Source organism: Micrococcus sp. Mcc89, assembly GCF_024519795.1.
Classification (GTDB): domain Bacteria; phylum Actinomycetota; class Actinomycetes; order Actinomycetales; family Micrococcaceae; genus Micrococcus; species Micrococcus luteus.
Map to the genome: position 1 here is coordinate 15,396 of NZ_JALJRI010000085.1, position 17,559 is coordinate 32,954.

At 73.2% G+C, this 17,559-nt stretch carries 19 protein-coding genes; 9 read left to right on the plus strand and 10 right to left on the minus strand.

Annotation, left to right across the window (positions count from 1 at the left end):
• Positions 1–9: 9 nt before the first annotated feature.
• A complete protein-coding gene (locus NR072_RS08760) occupies positions 10–687 on the minus strand; it encodes a TrkA family potassium uptake protein (protein ID WP_002856329.1) in 678 nt (225 codons plus the stop codon).
• Positions 680–2,155 carry a potassium transporter TrkG gene (locus tag NR072_RS08765; RefSeq protein WP_256836891.1) on the minus strand — a complete coding sequence of 492 codons (1,476 nt, stop codon included), beginning with the start codon at positions 2,153–2,155 and terminating at the stop codon, positions 680–682. Before NR072_RS08765 ends, NR072_RS08760 begins: the two co-directional genes overlap by 8 nt.
• Before the next feature lie 136 nt (positions 2,156–2,291).
• On the opposite strand from NR072_RS08765, the gene NR072_RS08770 reads away from it, so the two are divergent.
• The 3 genes from NR072_RS08770 to NR072_RS08780 all read left to right on the plus strand — a co-directional run bounded on the left by NR072_RS08770 (position 2,292) and on the right by NR072_RS08780 (position 4,173).
• Positions 2,292–3,545 carry an acetoin utilization protein AcuC gene (locus NR072_RS08770; RefSeq protein ID WP_135019519.1) on the plus strand — a complete coding sequence of 418 codons (1,254 nt, stop codon included), beginning with the start codon at positions 2,292–2,294 and terminating at the stop codon, positions 3,543–3,545.
• 163 nt (positions 3,546–3,708) lie between these two features.
• Positions 3,709–3,807, plus strand: coding sequence for a 30S ribosomal protein bS22 (locus NR072_RS08775; protein WP_005504750.1), 99 nt, complete (start codon positions 3,709–3,711; stop codon positions 3,805–3,807).
• A 96-nt stretch (positions 3,808–3,903) separates the two neighbouring features.
• A complete protein-coding gene (locus NR072_RS08780) occupies positions 3,904–4,173 on the plus strand; it encodes a glutaredoxin family protein (protein ID WP_135019520.1) in 270 nt (89 codons plus the stop codon).
• A gap of 6 nt (positions 4,174–4,179) precedes the next feature.
• Here the strand turns inward: NR072_RS08780 and NR072_RS08785 are convergent, their stop codons facing one another.
• The gene (locus tag NR072_RS08785) at positions 4,180–4,920 is read right to left on the minus strand and encodes a hypothetical protein (RefSeq protein ID WP_135019521.1); all 741 of its coding nucleotides are present in this window, start codon (positions 4,918–4,920) and stop codon (positions 4,180–4,182) included.
• Between the two features lie 125 nt (positions 4,921–5,045).
• Between NR072_RS08785 and NR072_RS08790 the strand changes: the two genes are divergently transcribed.
• The 5 genes from NR072_RS08790 to ccsB all read left to right on the plus strand — a co-directional run bounded on the left by NR072_RS08790 (position 5,046) and on the right by ccsB (position 10,064).
• A complete protein-coding gene (locus NR072_RS08790; RefSeq protein WP_135019522.1) occupies positions 5,046–5,720 on the plus strand; it encodes a histidine phosphatase family protein in 675 nt (224 codons plus the stop codon).
• A 157-nt stretch (positions 5,721–5,877) separates the two neighbouring features.
• Positions 5,878–6,495: a TlpA disulfide reductase family protein gene (locus NR072_RS08795; protein ID WP_036317264.1), complete on the plus strand. Its 618-nt coding sequence runs from the start codon at positions 5,878–5,880 to the stop codon at positions 6,493–6,495.
• Between the two features lie 16 nt (positions 6,496–6,511).
• Entirely contained in the window at positions 6,512–7,267 is a 756-nt protein-coding gene (locus NR072_RS08800; protein WP_036336893.1) for a cytochrome c biogenesis CcdA family protein, read from the plus strand.
• On the plus strand, positions 7,264–8,961 hold the full coding sequence (locus tag NR072_RS08805; protein ID WP_256836892.1) for a cytochrome c biogenesis protein ResB: 1,698 nt from the start codon (positions 7,264–7,266) through the stop codon (positions 8,959–8,961). The genes NR072_RS08800 and NR072_RS08805 overlap by 4 nt, the downstream gene beginning before the upstream one ends.
• 2 nt (positions 8,962–8,963) lie before the next feature.
• Positions 8,964–10,064, plus strand: coding sequence for a c-type cytochrome biogenesis protein CcsB (gene ccsB, locus NR072_RS08810; protein WP_225348641.1), 1,101 nt, complete (start codon positions 8,964–8,966; stop codon positions 10,062–10,064).
• Between the two features lie 15 nt (positions 10,065–10,079).
• Here the strand turns inward: ccsB and NR072_RS08815 are convergent, their stop codons facing one another.
• The gene (locus NR072_RS08815) at positions 10,080–10,484 is read right to left on the minus strand and encodes a PLDc N-terminal domain-containing protein (RefSeq protein WP_256836893.1); all 405 of its coding nucleotides are present in this window, start codon (positions 10,482–10,484) and stop codon (positions 10,080–10,082) included.
• A 65-nt stretch (positions 10,485–10,549) separates the two neighbouring features.
• On the opposite strand from NR072_RS08815, the gene NR072_RS08820 reads away from it, so the two are divergent.
• A complete protein-coding gene (locus NR072_RS08820; protein WP_010080315.1) occupies positions 10,550–10,825 on the plus strand; it encodes a DUF4229 domain-containing protein in 276 nt (91 codons plus the stop codon).
• Between the two features lie 57 nt (positions 10,826–10,882).
• Here NR072_RS08820 and NR072_RS08825 read toward each other — a convergent pair whose 3' ends face one another.
• The 6 genes from NR072_RS08825 to NR072_RS08850 form a co-directional block, all read right to left on the minus strand.
• Positions 10,883–11,755, minus strand: a complete 873-nt coding sequence (locus NR072_RS08825) for a 1,4-dihydroxy-2-naphthoate polyprenyltransferase (RefSeq protein WP_036316696.1) — start codon at positions 11,753–11,755, stop codon at positions 10,883–10,885.
• Positions 11,756–11,882: 127 nt separating this feature from the next.
• Positions 11,883–13,064 carry an AMP-binding protein gene (locus NR072_RS08830; RefSeq protein ID WP_095353665.1) on the minus strand — a complete coding sequence of 394 codons (1,182 nt, stop codon included), beginning with the start codon at positions 13,062–13,064 and terminating at the stop codon, positions 11,883–11,885.
• A gap of 66 nt (positions 13,065–13,130) precedes the next feature.
• Positions 13,131–14,696 (minus strand): aspartate:alanine exchanger family transporter, encoded by a 1,566-nt coding sequence (locus tag NR072_RS08835; protein ID WP_036316699.1) that lies wholly within the window; start codon positions 14,694–14,696, stop codon positions 13,131–13,133.
• Between the two features lie 31 nt (positions 14,697–14,727).
• Positions 14,728–15,711 (minus strand): 1,4-dihydroxy-2-naphthoyl-CoA synthase, encoded by a 984-nt coding sequence (locus NR072_RS08840; protein ID WP_051995303.1) that lies wholly within the window; start codon positions 15,709–15,711, stop codon positions 14,728–14,730.
• 11 nt (positions 15,712–15,722) lie between these two features.
• A complete protein-coding gene (locus NR072_RS08845) occupies positions 15,723–16,727 on the minus strand; it encodes an IS481 family transposase (RefSeq protein WP_225348640.1) in 1,005 nt (334 codons plus the stop codon).
• Entirely contained in the window at positions 16,724–17,446 is a 723-nt protein-coding gene (locus NR072_RS08850; RefSeq protein ID WP_225348922.1) for an MFS transporter, read from the minus strand. The genes NR072_RS08845 and NR072_RS08850 overlap by 4 nt, the downstream gene beginning before the upstream one ends.
• Positions 17,447–17,559 lie beyond the last annotated feature (113 nt).

Consider the following 17,559-nt stretch of genomic DNA (forward strand, 5'->3'; position numbering starts at 1 on the left):
CGGCGTGCCTCAGGGCCGGGCGGCGAACCGGTCGATGAGGTCCGTGTGCCCGGAGACGATGAGGGTGTCGCGCGGGCCCACCCGGGTGTCCGGCTGGGCGTAGGTGAAGTCCTCGCCCGGGGTCTTCACACCCACCACGGTCACGCCGTACTTGGAGCGCACGTGGGACTCGGCGAGCGTGAAGCCCACGCACTCGGCCGGCGGGTACATCTTCACGATCGCGAAGTCGTCGTCGAACTCGATGAAGTCGAGCATGCGCCCGTTCACGAGGTGGGCGGCGCGCACGCCGGCGTCGTGCTCCGGGAAGATCACATGGTTCGCCCCGATCCGCTTGAGGATCGTGCCGTGCGCCTCGCTGATCGCCTTCACCCAGATGTGCGGGATCTCCAGGTCCACGAGGTTCACGGTGATCAGCACCGATGCCTCGATGGAGGTGCCCACGCCGACCACCGCCGTCGAGAAGTCCTGCGCACCGAGCTGGCGCAGGGCCTCGGAGTCGGTGGCGTCCGCCTCCACCACGTGGGTCAGCGAGGGGGCGTAGCGCTGCACGAGGACGGGGTCCCGCTCGACGGCGAGCACCTCGCGGCCCTGTGCGACGAGCTCCTCGGCCGTGGCGGCGCCGAAGCGGCCCAGCCCCACGACGAGCACGGGGGCGTTGGGATCGGTGCGCTGCGGGGTGTCAGCCAATGACCGGCCTCTCGACGGGGTAGCGGTAGAGCACGCGCCGCTGGCGCAGGGCGAGGGCGGCGGCGAACGTGATCGTACCAACGCGGCCCGCGAACATCATGGCCGTCAGGACGTACTTGCCGGCCGGTGGGCTCTCCGCGGAGACGCCCACGGAGAGCCCGCACGTGCCGAACGCGGAGATCACCTCGAACAGGGGCCGCTGGAGGGACTCGTCGGTGATGTGCACCAGCGCCAGAGTGGCCACGAGCACGAGGGTGGCCCCGAGTGCGAGCACCGCGATGGCCACGCGCAGGGACTCGGGGGCGATCGTGCGGCCGTGCGCCGTCACCTCGCGGTCGCCGCGCGCCTCCGCCACGATCGCGAGGAACATGATCGCCAGCGTGGTCACCTTGATGCCGCCCGCGGTGGAGGCGGACCCACCGCCCACGAACATCAGCGCGTCCATGAGCAGCAGGGACTCGGGCTGGTGCGCGTTCGTGTCGTCGATCGCGAAGCCTCCGGAGCGGGTCATCACGGAGCCGAACAGGGAGTGCCCGACCCGCTGCCAGAAGCCCATGCCGGCCTGGGTCGCCGGGTTGCCCGCCTCGAAGAAGAAGAGGGCGACGGCGCCGAGCACCAGCAGGGCCAGCGTCACCTCGACCGTGAGCTTGGTGTGCAGGTTCCACTCCCGGAACCGCCACCCCTTCTCCAGCAGCACCATGACCACGGGGAAGCCGAGCGCGCCGAGGAACACGCCGACGCCGAGCACCGTGATGACCACCGGGTCGTGCATGATCTCCGGCAGGCCGTCCACGTGCAGGGTGAACCCCGCGTTGTTGAAGGCGCTGACCGAGTAGAAGACACCGTGCCACAGGCCGGTGAGCCACGAGCCGGAGATGGCCGCGAACCGCGGCACGAGGACGAGCGCCAGCGCGGCCTCGGCGGTCAGCACCGTCACGACGACGACGCGCAGCAGCTGGCCGACCTCGCCGAGACTGCCGGAGGTCATGCCCGCCTGCTGCGTCGCCAGCTTCGACCTCAGGCCCAGATGCCGGGAGACGGCCAACGTGAGCAGCGAGGCCATCGAGAGGATGCCCAGGCCGCCGATCTGGATGGCCACGAGGATGACCACCTGGCCCGCGGGGGACCAGTGCTCGGCCGTGCTGACGGTGGTCAGACCGGTCACGGAGAAGGCGGAGACCGCGGTGAACATGGCGTCGTGCAGGGGGGTGGCGTGGCCGTCCGCCGCGGCCCACGGCAGGGCGAGGAGCCCGGTGAACACCAGGGCCATGAGGGCGAAGGCGGAGAGGGCGGCGCGGGCCGGGGAGCCGCCCACCACCGAGCTGACGGCACGGCCCGAGCGCCGCAACGCCGTGCGCAGGTCGGTCGAGGACTCCAGCGTGGAGGCCTGGCCGGGCCGGGGGAGTCCGCCGGGCCGGCGCACCCCGCCGTGGCGGCGGGCGTGCGGGGTCGGACGGGGACCTGCCACGGGGCACCTCCTGCACGGGGACGGGGAACGGACCGGCTCCCAGTATCGCGCGCCCCTGAGGCCCGCGCGTCACGCGGGCAAGACATCCGAGGCGCTCGTCGCCACCGTGCCGCCCGGAGCCCTAGGCTGGACCGTGATGAGCACCACGTCCACCCCTCCCGCTCCCACCCCCGCCGCTGTGGTGTGGGACTCCAGCCTGCTCCGCTACCGGTTCAGCGCGGAGCACCCGATGGCGCCCCTGCGGCTGGACCTCACGCACCGGCTCGTGGAGGCGTTCGGCCTGCTGGACGCGCCCCACGTGCGGATCGTGGAGCCGCCCGTGGCCACGGACGAGCAGCTCGCCCTCGTCCACGACCCCGAGTACGTCGCCGCCGTCCGCCGGGCCGCGGCGACGTCGTCGGCCGAGGACGGCCGCTTCGGCCTGGGCACCGAGGACTGTCCCGTGTTCCCGGACCTGCACGAGTCCGCCGCCCGGATCGCGGGCGGCTCCCTCGTCGCCGCGGAGGCGATCTGGTCCGGCGAGGTGGACCGCGCCGTGAACTTCGCCGGCGGCATGCACCACGCCGCCCGGTCCTCGGCGTCCGGGTTCTGCATCTACAACGACTGCGCCGTGGCCATCCAGCGCCTGCTGGACCTCGGCGCGGAGCGCGTCGCCTACGTCGACGTGGACGCGCACCACGGCGACGGCACGCAGTCGATCTTCTACGACGACCCCCGCGTGCTCACCATCTCCCTGCACGAGACGGGCATCAGCCTGTTCCCGGGCACGGGCTTCGCCAACGAGATCGGCGGCTCGGCCGCTCAGGGCACAGCGGTGAACGTCGCGCTGCCCCCGCGCACCGGCGACGCCGGCTTCCTGCGCGCCGCCCACGCCGTGGTCCCCCCGCTGCTGCAGGCGTTCGCCCCGGACGTGCTGGTCAGCCAGCACGGCTGCGACGGTCACCGCACGGACCCGCTCGCCGACCTGCGGCTGAGCGTGGACGGCCAGCGCCAGCTCGCGTTCGACGTCGGCGACTGGGCCGACCGGTTCGCGCACGGCCGGTGGCTGGCCACCGGGGGCGGCGGCTACAACCCGCTGCGGGTGGTGCCGCGCGCGTGGACCCACCTGACCGCCGCCGTCCTGCAGACCCCGATCCCGGTGAAGAGCGAGATCCCCGCCGCCTGGATCGAGCACGTCCGGGCCCTCACCGCGGACGAGCTGACCGGGGACATGTCCGTGCACGAGGGGGACGACGCCGAGCGGATCCCCACCGTGATGGGCGAGGACGCGGACGTGTGGTGGCGCTCGTGGGAGGTGGGCTACGACCCGGCCGACCCGGTGGACCAGTCGATCATGGCCACGCGCCGCGAGGTGTTCCCGCTGCACGGGCTGGACCCCTGGTTCGACTGAGCCGGTCCCCGTCCCGGTTCGACCGGGGCCCGTGCGGCCGGTATTGTGGCCGAGAACGTTTCCAGGCGTTCCACATCCGGTGGAATGCGGGTCGGCGTGTCCGGCGCCCCGGATGCCTGCGGTCCCACGACCGCCGACCCTCGCCCCGATTCAAGGAGTCCCCATGGGATCTGTGATCAAGAAGCGCCGCAAGCGCATGTCGAAGAAGAAGCACCGCAAGCTGCTTCGCAAGACCCGTCACCAGCGTCGCAACAAGAAGTGACGCCCGCGCCCTCCGGGCGCTGACGAGACGAAGCCGCCGTCCCCTTCCGGGGGGACGGCGGCTTCGTCGTGGACGGCGATCCGTAGAGTGGGGGCCATGACCGCCGACCTGCCCGCCGCCACCGCCCGTGTCCAGCTGCTCGTGAAGCCCGGCTGTCACCTGTGCGCCGAGGCCGAGGCCACGGTGGCGCAGGTGTGCGACGTGCGGGGCGAGGCCTGGGAGGCCGTCGACGGCGCCGCGCACCCGGCCCTGCTCGAGCGGTTCGCGGACGAGGTGCCCGTGCTGTTCGTCGACGGCGTCCAGCGCGACTTCTGGCGCGTGGACCCGGCCCGCCTGGGCCGGCTCCTGGACGCCCCGCGGGTCTGAGCGGGCTCAGCGGCGCGCGAAGCGCTGCCAGGCCTTCAGCCGCATGTACTCCGTGGCGTCCGGGCGGTAGGCGAGCACGATGCCGGCGACGCCGAGGCCCACCCACGCCAGGTCCAGCGGGCTGAACGCCCCCATCACGGCGTTGGAGACCAGCACCAGCACGGACAGGGCCGCCAGCACCGTTCCGACGATGCGCGCGGCGCGCGAGCCGCCGCGGATCGCGAACGCCACCCACAGGTAGACGAGGAACGCGAGCACGCCGAACACGGCCGCCGTCGTGGCGAGGGCCGGGAGCATCCCCTCCATCATGGCGCGCATCTGCTCCGCCTGGTCGGCGGGCAGATCCATCTGCTCGACGGACCGGTCCAGCTCCTGCTGGATCGCGGCCTGGCCCTCCGGCTGGGTGAGGGCGAAGGCCGCCAGCAGGGTCGTCGCCAGCAGCAGGAGGCCGCCCGAGACGATCAGCCAGAACGCGGCCGTCAGGGAGCGCGGCCGCGGGGGCAGCTCGACCGGGCCGGGAGACTGCCAGCCGGCCGGGCCGTGGGGGGAGGGGGCCTGGGGCATCCCCGCCTGGCCCGGGGCGCCGTACGGAGTCGCCGGCGGTGCGCCGTAGGGGTTCTGGCCGTACGGGCTCGCGCCCGCTGGGTCGGGGGAGCCCGGGGCCGGCCCCTGCGGGGCGGTGCCGTACGGATCGGTGCCGTACGGGTTCTGGCTGCCGTGGGGATCGGTGGGCGAGGTGCCGGACATGGGGCCTCCTTGCGACGCCGACGCTCGCGGCGCCTCGGTGCGGACGGGGGTGGCGGCGCGGTCGCGCCGAGCTGTGCCCCACGCTACCGCCGGGGCCACCGGTCCGCCTCTGCCAGACTGGCCTCATGCAGACGCTCGCCACCGTCCACCTGGTCCGTCACGGAGAAGTCCACAACCCCGATCGTGTCCTCTACGGCCGCCTGCCGGAGTTCGGGCTCTCGGAGCTCGGCCACGAGATGGCCCGGGGCGTGGCCGCGTGGTTCGCGGAGCGCGCCGCGCAGACCGGCCGGGCGCCAGCCGTCGTCGCCGCCTCCCCGCTGACCCGCGCGCAGCAGACCGCCGCGCCCATCGCGGCCGCGTTCGACCTGCCGCTGGTCACCGAGCCGGACCTGATCGAGGCGGAGAACGCCTTCGAGGGCATGTCCCAGGTGGCGGCGTCGCTGAAGCGGAACCCGCGGCTATGGCCCCAGCTGCGCAATCCCCTGCGCCCGTCCTGGGGCGAGCCGTACCGCGCGCAGGCCGCCCGGATGCTGGCCGTCGTCGACCGGCTCCGCGGCGAGGCCGTGGCCGCCGAGGGGCCCGGCGCCGAGTCCGTGCTCGTCTCGCACCAGCTGCCGATCTGGGTGACGCGCCTGGCCGTCGAGGGCCGTCCGCTGTGGCACGACCCGCGCCGCCGTGAGTGCTCGCTGACCTCCGTGACCTCGCTCGTGTACGAGGAGGGTCGCAGGGTGCCGCGCGTCGAGTACCACGAACCGAACCAGGCCCTGCTCAAGGACGCCTCCTCCCTGCCGGGCGCCTGAGGCCCCCCCGACGGCGACCGGCGTCGACGACGCCGGCCGCGGCCTCCCACGGGGTGGGGGTGTGACGTCCAGGGTTCAGTCAGAATGCGGGGCGGACAGTAGACTCCCCAGGTCCCCGGAATCCAGCGCCGCGCATCCCCTGGAGGGCAGTCACGCCATGCACACCCCGCCCCGTCCGTCCCGCCGCACCCTGCTGACCGGCCTCGCCCTCGCCAGCCTGGCGCCGGCGCTCGCGGCCTGCTCGGGCGGTGACGACTCGCTCGCGCGGCAGGCGGGCAACGCGGACGGCAAGAACTACATCGCCGGCGACGGCTCCGTCCTGGAGATCGCCCCCGCCGAGCGCGGCGCCCCCGTGGAGTTCGCCGCCGAGCTCTTCGACGGCACCCCCGTGACCGGCGCGAGCCTGCGCGGCACCCCCGCCCTGCTGAACTTCTGGTACGCCGCCTGCGCGCCGTGCCGCGTCGAGGCCCCCCACCTCGTCTCCCTGCACGAGCAGTTCGCCCCGCAGGGGGTGCGGTTCCTCGGCGTGAACGTCCGGGACACCGTCACCACCGCGCAGGCCTTCGAGCGCACCTTCGAGATCCCCTACCCGTCCATCGAGGACGCCCGCGGGGACGTGCTCCTGAACATGACCGACTACGTGCCCCCGCAGGCCGTGCCCTCCACCCTCGTCCTGGACGTCGAGGGCCGCGTGGCCGCCCGCGTGCTCGGCGCCGTGGAGGAGTCCACCCTGCGCGCCCTGCTCACCACCGTGGTGGACGAGGCCGCGGCCTGACCCGGCCGCCGTGTCCATGCAGAGCAACCCCTTCGCCGAGATCGCCCTCGACGGCTCCCTGCTGCTGGCCGCGCCGATCGCCGTGCTGGCCGGCCTGATCTCCTTCCTCTCCCCGTGCGTGCTGCCGCTCGTGCCCGGCTACCTCGGGTACGTCACCGGCCTCGGCGGGGACGTGCTCACCAGCCGCCGCCGCGGGCGCCTCGTGCTCGGCTCCGTGCTGTTCGTGCTCGGGTTCGCCGTGGTGTTCGTGGGCATCACCGTGGTGTTCACCCAGGCCATGGTCTGGCTGCGGCGCGACGGCGCCTGGGTCACCCCCGTGCTCGGCGTGCTCGTGATGCTCATGGGCCTCGTGTTCCTCGGCGGCGGCGGCCGGCTTCAGCAGGAGCGCCGCGTCCACTTCAAGCCCGCCGCCGGCCTGGTCGGCGCGCCCCTGCTGGGCATGACCTTCGGCCTGGGCTGGGCGCCGTGCATCGGCCCCACCATGGCCGCCGTCCTGGCCATGTCCACGGCCAGCTCCGGCTCCGTGGGCCGCGGCGCCCTGCTCGCCTTCCTCTACTGCCTCGGCCTGGGCCTGCCGTTCGTGCTCATGGCCCTCGGCATGGAGCGCGGCATGCGGGCCCTCGGGTTCTTCCGCCGGCACCGCGTGCTGATCATGCGCCTCGGCGGCGCCCTGCTGATCGCGCTGGGCCTGCTCATGGTCACCGGCGTCTGGACCGCCTGGACCACGCAGCTGCAGCTGTGGTTCGCCAACGAATGGGAGATGCCCCTGTGAGCTCCAAGGCCGCCCGGACGCGCTCCGAGCCCGTCACCCTGCCGCGCCTCGGCCTGGCGGGCACCCTGCGCTGGATCTGGACCCAGCTGACCAGCATGAGCACCGCGCTCATGCTGCTGCTCCTGCTCGCCGTCGCCGCCGTGCCCGGCTCCCTCGTGCCCCAGCGCCGTGCCGGCCCCGAGATCGTGGACCAGTGGATCGAGGACAACCCCGTGTGGGGCCCCGTCCTGGACGCCCTGCAGTTCTTCGACGTCTACAACTCCGTCTGGTTCTCGGCCATCTACCTGCTGCTGTTCGTCTCCCTCGTGGGCTGCGTGTGGCCGCGCGCCATCCAGCACGCCAAGGCCCTGCGCCAGCCCCCGGCCCGCACCCCCCGCAACCTGACGCGCCTGCCGGCCTCCGGCGTCGTCGTCCTCGAGGAGGGCGGCCCGAGCCCCGAGGAGGCCGTGGCCCGCGCCCAGGCGTGGCTGCGCAAGCGGCGCTACCGTGTGGAGCGGCGCCTCGAGGACGGTGGCGCCTCCGTGGGCGCCGAGCGCGGCTACCTGCGCGAGATCGGCAACATCCTGTTCCACCTCTCCCTGATCGGCGTGCTCGTGTTCATGGCCTACGGCGGGATGACCAAGTACACGGGGCAGAAGATCATCGTGGAGGGGGAGGGCTTCGCCAACAACCTCGTGGCCTACGACTCCTTCACCCCCGGCACCTACTTCAGCGCGGACGACCTCCAGCCGTTCTCCCTCACCCTCGACTCCTTCGACGCCGTGTTCGACCGCGAGTCCGAGACCCACTACGGCCAGCCGCTGGACTACACCGCCGTCATGGACGTCCGCGAGGGCTCCGGCGGCGAGCTCCAGCGCCAGATCCTCAAGGTCAACCAGCCGCTGGACATCGACGGCGTGCGCGTCTACCTCGTGGGCAACGGCTACGCGCCCGTGGTCACCGTCCGCGACGGCAACGGCGACATCGCGTTCCAGGGCCCGGTGGTCACCCGCGTGTTCGACCAGAACTACGGCTCGCAGGCCACCCTCAAGGTGCCCGACGCGCGGCCGGACCAGCTGGGCTTCGTGGGCTTCTTCCTGCCCACGGCGGTGGAGGACGAGAACGGGGCCGCCTTCTCGGCCGACCCCGAGCTGCTGCGCCCGCAGCTGCAGCTGAACTCGTACGTCGGCGACCTCGGCCTGGACTCCGGCCGCCCGCAGAACGTGTACGTGCTGGACACCGCAACCCTCACCGAGCTCAACAGCCGCACCAACGAGAACGGCGGCATCGTGCTCAGCCCGGGCCAGACGTACGAGCTGCCCGAGGGCAAGGGCTCCATCAGCTTCGACGGCGTCCGCCGCTACGTCGGCCTGGACATCCACTACGACCCGGGCAAGTGGGGCGTCGGCGTGTTCGCCGGCACCGCCCTGCTCGGCCTGGCGATCAGCCTGTTCGTCCGCCGCCGCCGCGTGTGGGTGCGCGCCCGCACCGACGACGACGGCCGCACCCGCGTGGAATACGCGCTGCTCGCCCGCGGCGAGGAGTTCGGCCTCCACGAGGAGCACGTGGCCCTGCGCGCCGCCATGGAGAAGTGGTGGCCCATCGTCGCCGCCACCGAGACGGCCGACGACGCCGCGGCCGGTGCCGCCCCCCAGTCCACCCCCCCCACCCCCGAGCCCCCCGCCGGCCCCGCCGACGCCCGATCAGGAGACTGACAGTGTTCAACCCCACGGCCCCCGTGAACGAGCAGCTGGCGCTGTACAGCGACCTCTTCATGCTCATCGCCGCGCTCGTGTACGCGGCGGCGTTCATCCTGTTCACCATCGACATGGCCACCGCCTCGGCCACCATCCGCCGCCTCGAGGCCGACCTCGCGGCCCAGCGCGGGCAGGTGCGCACCGCTCCGGACCGCGAGACCGTGGGGGCCGCCGTCGGCGGGTCCACGGCGGTCGGCGCGAGCGACTCCGACACGGCCCGGCCGGTCGCCGCCGCCGAGCGCGGCATCGACGCGGACGCCGACCTCGTGGACGAGGACATGGACTACACGGGAGGCGGCCGCCGCCCGATCGCCAACGTGGCGGTGGCCGTGCTGGCCGTGGGCTGGGCGCTGCACGCGTTCGCCGTCGTCGCCCGCGGCCTCGCCGCCTCCCGCGTGCCGTGGGGCAACCTGTACGAGTTCATGACCACCGGCGCGCTCGTGATCACGACCGTCTACCTGCTGTTCCTCTTCCGCAAGGACCTGCGCTTCGTGGGCACGTTCGTCACCGGTCTGACGGTGGCCATGATGTGCGCGGCCACCATGGGCTTCCCGACGCCGGTGGGCCACCTCCAGCCGCCGCTGCAGTCGCCGTGGCTCGTCATCCACGTGTCCATCGCCGTGCTCGCCAGCTCGCTGTTCGCGCTGACCGCCGCGATGTCCGTGCTGCAGCTGCTGCAGGACCGTGCGGAGAAGCGCGCCGCGGCGGGCGAGCGCTCGTGGGCGTTCCTGCGCCTCGTGCCGGCCGCGCAGGGGCTGGAGAACTGGTCCTACCGCCTCAACGCGATCGCCTTCGTGATGTGGACGTTCACCGTGATCGCCGGCGCCATCTGGGCCGAAGCCGCGTGGGGCCGGTACTGGAACTGGGACACCAAGGAGGTCTGGTCCTTCGTCATCTGGGTGGTCTACGCGGCGTACCTGCACGCCCGCGCCACCCGCGGCTGGACCGGCGCCCGCGCGGCCTGGCTGAGCATCGTGGGCTTCCTGTGCATCGTGTTCAACTACACGATCGTGAACACGTACTTCCCGGGCCTGCACTCGTACGCGGGTCTGCCCGGCTGAGTCCGGCGGGGCCCCTCAGGCGCGCGGGCCGTCGCCGTCCGGGTCGGCGTCGTCGTCGCCCTGCTCCCGACGACGGCGCAGCTCCTCCTCGCGGGCGCGCAGCTCGGCCTCGCGGCGGTCCAGGTCCTGCTCGCGGGCGTCCTGGCGGCGCTGCATGCGCAGGCTGCGCAGGAACGCCTCGTCGTCGTCCGGGGCCCCGGTGGGCCGGGGCGCCGGGCGGCCGGCCGCGCCGGCCGGGCGGGCGCGGCCGAGCAGCAGCCACAGCAGCGGCCCCACGAGCGGCACGAGCACGATGGCCGCCACCCACGCCGCCTTCGGCAGGCTGCGCACCTCGCGGGCGGGGGTCAGCAGCGCCTCGAACAGCGCGTAGAGGGTCAGGCCCGCGAGGATGATCGCGGCGGGGATGATGAAGCGGCCCATCCTTCCAGTCTAGGCGCGGGCTGGGCGGTCGGCGGGCGGGGCGTCCTTCCTCGTAGGATGGACCGGTGCGCATCTTCTTCTACGGTCTGGTCCGCGTGGTCGTCTTCGTCGCCCTGTGGGCGCTGTTCTACTACGTGATGGACCTCGGGATGATCTTCGGGGTGATCGCGGCCACGATCCTGACGTTCGCGGTCAGCTACCTCTTCCTCGGCCGCCTGCGCACGGGGGCCACCGAGGACCTGTCCGCCGCGTGGGAGGGCCGCCCGGGCCGCCGGGGCCGCACCGAGACCGCCGATGCGGACGCCGAGGACGCCTACACCGAGGGCCGGTTCCGCGAGTGAGCCCCGCGGGGCGACGGGGCGGATGCCGCCGCCGACGCCGTCGTCACCCCGTGCGGCTCAGAGCAGCGCGCCGAGAGTGAACGTGATCGCGTAGACGATCCCGATCACGCCGGTCGCGCGCAGCACCGGGATCAGCGCCCGGCGGTCGTCGGCGCGCAGCACCGTGCGGATCGGCCGGATCGCGAGCAGGCCGCCGATCGGCACGAGCAGCAGCCCCGGGTGCACCGCCACCCAGAACAGCGGCAGCAGCAGGGCGACGGCCAGCATGACGCCGTAGGACGCCCGCGCGGGTCCGTCGCCCAGGCGGGCGGCCAGCGTCATCTTCCCGACCTCGCGGTCCGTGGGGATGTCCCGGATGTTGTTGGCCATGAGCAGGGCCGTGGAGATCAGCCCGCAGCCGATCGCGCCGGCCCAGGCCAGGCCGCTGACGGCGTCGGCCTGGGTGTACGTGGTGCCGAGGACGGCCACCAGCCCGAAGAACACGAACACGAACACCTCGCCGAGGCCGAGGTACCCGTACGGCCGCTTCCCACCGGTGTAGAACCACGCGGCCAGCACGCAGGCGACGCCGACCAGCAGGAACCACCAGTGCCCCGAGAGCAGGATGAGCCCCAGGCCGGCCAGCCCGGCGAGGCCGAAGGACGCGAAGGCCGCCTGCTTCACCTGGGCCGCGGGCACGAGCCCGGAGACGGTGAGCCGGAAGGGGCCGACGCGCTCGTCGTCGGTGCCGCGGATGCCGTCCGAGTAGTCGTTGGCGTAGTTCACGCCGATCTGCAGTGCGAGCGACACCACGAGGGCCAGCAGCGCCGCGCCGAGGTGGAAGGAGCCGAGCTCCGCGGCGGCGGCCGAACCGACGATCACGGGGGCGATCGCCATGGGCAGCGTGCGCGGGCGCGCGGCGGCGACCCACTGGGAGAGCGTGGCGGCCATGGGCGGGGGTTCCTCCTGGGGAGCGGGGTGGGCAGCGGCGCGCGGCGGGCCGGGTCGACGGCGGCGCGCGGCCGGGGCCCGACGTCGGCCGGGCCCGGGTCATTCTCCCACGCGGGCGGGGCGGCGCTCAGCCGGCGGTGAACCGGGCGGCCAGGGCCTGCCGGTCGGTCTTGCCGGTGGAGAGCAGGGGCAGGGCGTCGAGGACGAGCCACGTCTTGGGCACCGCGGCCGCACCCAGCGCCTCGCGCACGTGGGCGCGCAGGACGGCCTCGTCGGGGGCCGCGGCCGGGTGGGCGGGCACGACGGCGGCGCACAGCCGGGCGCCCCACTCGGGATCCGGCACGCCGGCCACGTGGGCCGCCGCGACGCCCGGGTGCGCCTCGAGCACCGCGGTCACCGCCGCCGCGGACACCTTCACCCCGCCCGTGATGACGACGTCGTCCAGGCGACCGGTCACGGCCAGCCGCACGCCGCCGTCGTCGGTGGGGGAGAGCACGCCCGTGTCCTCGGTCAGGAAGGCGCGGGCGCCGTCCGCGGCAGCGACGAAGTGGGCGGCGGTGCGGGCGGGGTTGTCGAGGTAGCCGGCCGCCACCATGGGCCCGGCCAGGCGCACGCGCGGCGGGGCGTCGGGGTCGTCCGGGGCCACCGCGGCGGTGACGCCGGGCAGCGGCACGCCGTCGTAGACGCAGCCGCCGCACGTCTCGGCCATGCCGTAGGTGGCGGTGAGGCGCACCCCCGCCGCCTCGGCCGCGGCCCGCAGCGCGGGATCGAGCCGGGCGCCGCCCACGAGCACGCGGTCGAAGGAGCGCAGGGCCGCCCGCCCGGCCGGGTCGGCGTCGGCCGCGAGGAGGCGGGCGAGCTGGGTGGGGACGAGCGAGACGAGCCGGGGGCCGGCGTCGTCGGGCAGGGCGGCCGCCCCGGTGGCGAACGCCGCGGGCGTGAACGGGCCCGGTGGCAGGGCCACGGGTGCGGTCCCGGCCGCGATCGAGCGGGAGAGCACGGCGAGCCCGGCCACGTAGTGCACGCCGAGGGCCAGCAGCCACGCCCCCTCGCCGCCGAGCCGCCGGGCCGTGGCCGCGGCCGAGGCGCGCAGGGCCGCGCCGGTCAGGACGATCTGCTTCGGCGTGCCCGTGGACCCGGAGCTGCGCACCACGGCGACGGCGTCCGGGTCCCCGCAGCGGCGCGGGTCGCGGGCCTCGGGCCGGGGGAGCGCGGCGCCGTCGGCGGTCAGCTCGACGGGGGCGCCGCCGTCGAAGGCCGCCGCGAGGGCGTCCGTGGCGCGGGCGAGGGCATCGGCGGTGGCGGGCATGGCCCCGAGTGTAGGAGGCCCGACGGTCGGACGGACCCGCCCGGCAGACCGGACCCGCCCGGCCGGTCAGAGCATGAACGGCACGGTGGCGATCTTGACCACCATGATCAGTGCGAACAGCTGGGCGTACCCCTCGGTCACGCGGGCGTCGGTGGACCGGGAGAGCGCGTAGTCCAGGATCGCCGGCTGGCCCGTGATGCCCGCCAGCGCCCCGAAGGTGCGATCCACGGACTGCCCCAGCAGCCGTGCCGCGGCGATGAGCAGGGCCGCGGTCAGCGCGGTGAGCACGGCGGACATCAGGATGGCCAGCCCGCCGACCCGGGTGAACACCGTCTCGATGAACGCCGGGCCGGCGGCCAGGCCCACCACGCCCAGGAAGAGCATGAGGCCGAACTGCCGCAGTGTCAGTGCGATCTCCGTGGACGGCTCCCACACCGTGGGTCCCGTTCGGCCGATCGCACCGAGGGCGAGGCCGACGAGGATGCACCCGGCCGCCGGGCCGAGGGAGAAGGAGGCCCCGCCCGGAAGCGGGATCGTCACCATGCCCAGCAGGTAGCCCAGCGCCATGCCCGTGCCCAGGGAGATCCAGTCCAGGTCCGAGAGCCCGCGCGTCGAGTTGCCGAAGAAGTCGCGCACCGCCTCCATCCGCGGCGCGGTGGTCACGATGAGCACCCGGTCGCCGACCTTGAGCTCGGTCTGCGGGGTGGCCAGCGACTCGACGTCGTCGCGCCGCAGCCGGGCGACGTCGGTGCCGAAGCGCTCGCGCAGGGACAGCGTGCCCAGGCGGCGATCGGCCAGGGCGCGGGCCGTGACGATGACCATGGAGGTCTGCAGCGGGTTCATCACCCGCGCCGGGTCGGCGCCGGTGCGTCGGCCGAAGGCCTGCACGGCCGCGTCGATGTTCTTCTCCGTGCCGTCCAGGACGACCTCGTCCCCGGGTTCGATCCGGTCGGCGGAGCCGGCGATCCGGGCCATGCCGCCGTGGCGCAGCGCCACCACGCGCACCAGTCCCTCGGAGATCCCCGGGATGTCCCGCACGGCGAGGGCGGAGGTGGCGGCCGCGGCGGTGAAGCGCAGCTTGCCGTCGGTCACCGGCGCCGGATCGCGCGGGGAACTGCTCCACGGGCGGGCGGCGAGCAGGGTGATCGCGATGATGGTGCCGACCACGCCCACCAGGTAGGACAGCCCGTAGCCCACGGCCGGGGCCTGCCCGCCGGTGAGCTGGTTCGCCAGCGCCATCGCCGGCGTCGCGGTGAGCGAACCCGTCCACACGCCGATCGCCGTCGGCAGGTCCAGGTGGAGCAGCGCGGCCAGCGGGTGCACCGTGAAGGCGGTGAGGATCACCACGACGACGGCGGCCAGCATCAGGGGCAGGTTGCGGCGCAGGTCCCGGAAGAACACCTTGCCGGCGCCGAGCCCGATCAGGTAGGCGAAGAGGGCCAGGCCGAAGCTCTGGAACAGGGCCAGCCGGTCGCCGACGTCGGGCAGCACCGCTCCGACGAGCAGGCCCACGAACAGGGCTCCGGAGGCGCCGAGGCGGATCTTGCCCAGGGGGATGGTGCCGACGGCGGCGCCCAGGGCGACGGTGGCCATGAGGACGAGGATGGGCTGGTCGTTGAGCAGTGCGAGCATGGGCGGGTCTCCGTCCTGCCGTGGTGGTCGGTCAGAAGTGGTACGGGAAGGCGGACCAGTCCGGGTCGCGCTTCTGCAGGAACGCGTCCCGGCCCTCCACGGCCTCGTCCGTCATGTAGGCCATGCGCGTGGCTTCGCCGGCGAAGACCTGCTGGCCGGCCATGCCGTCGTCGGGAAGGTTGAACGCGAACTTGAGCATGCGCAGGGCCTGCGGGGACTGACGGTTGATGTCCGCGGCGTACTCGAGGGCGACCTCCTCGAGGCGCTCGTGGTCCACGGCCTCGTTCACCGCGCCCATGGCCACCATCTCCTCGGCCGAGTACTCGCGGGCGGTGAAGAAGATCTCGCGGGCGCGCTTCTGGCCCACCTGCCGGGCGAGCAGGGCCGAGCCGTAGCCGGCGTCGAAGGAGCCCACGGTGGCGTCGGTCTGCTTGAACTTCCCGTGCTCGCGGGAGGCGAGGGTGAGGTCCGCGACCACGTGGAGCGAGTGGCCGCCGCCGGCCGCCCAGCCGTTCACGACGGCGATGATCGCCTTGGGGGAGGTGCGCATCAGGCGCTGGACCTCGAGGATGTGGAGGCGTCCGGCGCGGGCCGGGTCGATGGTCTCGGCCGTCTCCCCCTCGGCGTAGCGGTAGCCGTCGCGGCCGCGGATGCGCTGGTCCCCGCCGGAGCAGAACGCGTGGCCGCCGTCCTTGGGGGAGGGGCCGTTGCCGGTGAGCAGCACCGTGCCCACGTCCGGGGTCATGCGGGCGTGGTCGAGGGCGCGGTAGAGCTCGTCCACGGTGCCGGGGCGGAACGCGTTGCGGACCTCGGGGCGGTCGAAGGCGATGCGCACTGTGGGCAGGTCGCGCACCCAGCGGCCGTCGGCGTCGCGCTCCACCTGGCGGTGGTAGGTCAGGTCCTCGAAGTCGAAGCCCTCGACCACGCGCCAGCGCGTGGGGTCGAAGATGTCGGAGACCTGTTCGGGCAGGCGGTCGCGGTCGGGGCGGGCGGCGTCGGGCTGCGGGGTGCTCATGGGGCCCGAGTCTAGGTGTATGAGGGCTGGACGTTGGTGACGCCTTCCCGCAGCCGGGATGCCGGTGGCTGGCCGCCCGCGCCTGAGTGTGGTCGGTGGTAGTTGTAGTGGATGTTCCAGACCGCAATCGCGGCTGAGCGGGCATCCTCGCTGGTGAAGTCTCGGGCGTAGAGCAGTTCTTCGGCCAGGATCCGCTGGTAGCGCTCCACCCTGCCGTTGTGGCGAGGTGTGTACGGCTTGGTCTTCTGGTGCCGAGACTGGTTGCCGACGATCCGGGCGAAGTCTCCGGAGCGGTAGCACGCGCCGTTGTCGGTTACGACTCGGTGGATGTGCGTGATGCCGTGGGCGGCAAACCAGGCCTTGGCTCGGGATAGGAAGGCCGCCGCGGTGGCTCCCTTCTCATCGGGTAGTGGCTCGGTATAGGAGAGCCGGGAGAAGCCGTCGATGGCGGAGTGCAGGTAGGTGTACCCACGCCGTGCGCCCGCTGACTTGGCGCGACCGGCGGCCTTGGCTTGGTCACTGTCACGGCCGTGGATGCGCCATCCGCCGCCGTCGGGGATCCTGCCGACCTTCTTCACGTCCAGGTGCACCATGTGCCCGGGCCAGCGGGCGGTGATCTTCCCTGGCTTTCGGTTGTTGTCTCCTCCTGGGTCGATGAACCGTCGTTGAGCGAGGCCGAGTCGGGTCAGGTGTCGAGTCACGGTTCGACGGTTGATCGTGAACCCAAGGTCGGCGAGCTCGTCGGTGATGCGCTGGGCGGACCACTTGTGTTCGCGCCGCCACGTCTCGATGTGCTCGATGACCCATGCGGGTGTCGCGTCCGGACTCCGATGCGGAGTCGACGGTCGATCTTGAAGTCCGGCGTCGCCGAGACGCCGCCATCGGTTGACCCACTTCGATGCGCAGGCGCGTGAGATTCCCATTTCCGCTGCTACGTGGGCGATCGGGCGGGTCTTGCACCGCTCGACGAGGCGTCGTCGTCCTTCGACGGAGAGTGGCGCGTTGGTGTGGGTCATCGGGTCGAAGCCGCTTCCTGCTCAGTCGTGGGGGTGAGAGCTTCGCGGGGCAGCCAACGCAGAGCGAGGAGGCCAAGGAGGAGATGCAGCGAGGCGGCGGTTGCTGCGGCCATGTGCAGGCCCGTGAGGAAGGCCGCCTTGGCGTCGGTCACGAGTCTCGCTGTCAGATCGGGGAGCTGGAGTGTCTCGTCGAGCGTGGGCGCGAGATCGGGACCCTGGAGACGGAAGAGCAAGGCGGCCAGCGATCCGAGCAATGCGATGCCGAGTGCATTGCCGATCTCATTGCTGGTCTCAGCGATGGCACCGGCTGATCCGGCGCGCTCGGGAGGAACCGCAGCCACGGCCGTGTCCGCGACGACGGCGAAGGAGATGCCGTAGCCGACGCCCGCAACGGCGGTCGAGGCGAGGTACCAGCTGATGCCGCCGGTGACCGTGGTGGGAAGCAGCAGGAGCAGACCGGCAGCGATCGAGAAGTGGCACACCAGCAGTGCGGTGCGCTTGCCGACGCGGTCGACGATCATCGGGGTGATGATGCAGGTCGCGGTCAGCACGACGGCCCCTGGAAGCGCCAAGAGTGCTGCGTGGAGGACGGGGATGTCGAGCACGGACTGCAGATAGATCCCGGCCAGGTAGGCGGCGGCCGACCAGGCTGCGAGCGGCAGCAATCCAGTGATGATGGCGACGGTGAAAGTCCGGTCGCGGAAGAGGGAGAAGTCGATGAGCGGGTGGTCGTCGAGGAGTTGAGTCCCGGATAGTGGTGTAACCCTCCCCGGTGGCCGGGCGTGTCAACTTGTCTGTGTAAGCGGGGTGGTCACAGGTAGGGGTTGATCCG

Excerpts from the sequence above, each read along its gene's own strand:
- NR072_RS08825 (WP_036316696.1), bottom strand. The coding sequence starts at position 11,755 with ATGGCCGCCACGCTCTCCCAGTGGGTCGCCGCCGCGCGCCCGCGCACG.
- NR072_RS08815 (WP_256836893.1), bottom strand. The coding sequence starts at position 10,484 with ATGGGCCGCTTCATCATCCCCGCCGCGATCATCCTCGCGGGCCTGACC.
- NR072_RS08785 (WP_135019521.1), bottom strand. The coding sequence starts at position 4,920 with ATGTCCGGCACCTCGCCCACCGATCCCCACGGCAGCCAGAACCCGTAC.
- NR072_RS08845 (WP_225348640.1), bottom strand. The coding sequence starts at position 16,727 with ATGACCCACACCAACGCGCCACTCTCCGTCGAAGGACGACGACGCCTC.
- NR072_RS08830 (WP_095353665.1), bottom strand. The coding sequence starts at position 13,064 with ATGCCCGCCACCGCCGATGCCCTCGCCCGCGCCACGGACGCCCTCGCG.
- NR072_RS08795 (WP_036317264.1), top strand. The coding sequence starts at position 5,878 with ATGCACACCCCGCCCCGTCCGTCCCGCCGCACCCTGCTGACCGGCCTC.
- NR072_RS08780 (WP_135019520.1), top strand. The coding sequence starts at position 3,904 with ATGACCGCCGACCTGCCCGCCGCCACCGCCCGTGTCCAGCTGCTCGTG.
- NR072_RS08835 (WP_036316699.1), bottom strand. The coding sequence starts at position 14,696 with ATGCTCGCACTGCTCAACGACCAGCCCATCCTCGTCCTCATGGCCACC.
- NR072_RS08775 (WP_005504750.1), top strand. The coding sequence starts at position 3,709 with ATGGGATCTGTGATCAAGAAGCGCCGCAAGCGCATGTCGAAGAAGAAG.
- NR072_RS08790 (WP_135019522.1), top strand. The coding sequence starts at position 5,046 with ATGCAGACGCTCGCCACCGTCCACCTGGTCCGTCACGGAGAAGTCCAC.
- NR072_RS08800 (WP_036336893.1), top strand. The coding sequence starts at position 6,512 with ATGCAGAGCAACCCCTTCGCCGAGATCGCCCTCGACGGCTCCCTGCTG.
- NR072_RS08770 (WP_135019519.1), top strand. The coding sequence starts at position 2,292 with ATGAGCACCACGTCCACCCCTCCCGCTCCCACCCCCGCCGCTGTGGTG.
- NR072_RS08840 (WP_051995303.1), bottom strand. The coding sequence starts at position 15,711 with ATGAGCACCCCGCAGCCCGACGCCGCCCGCCCCGACCGCGACCGCCTG.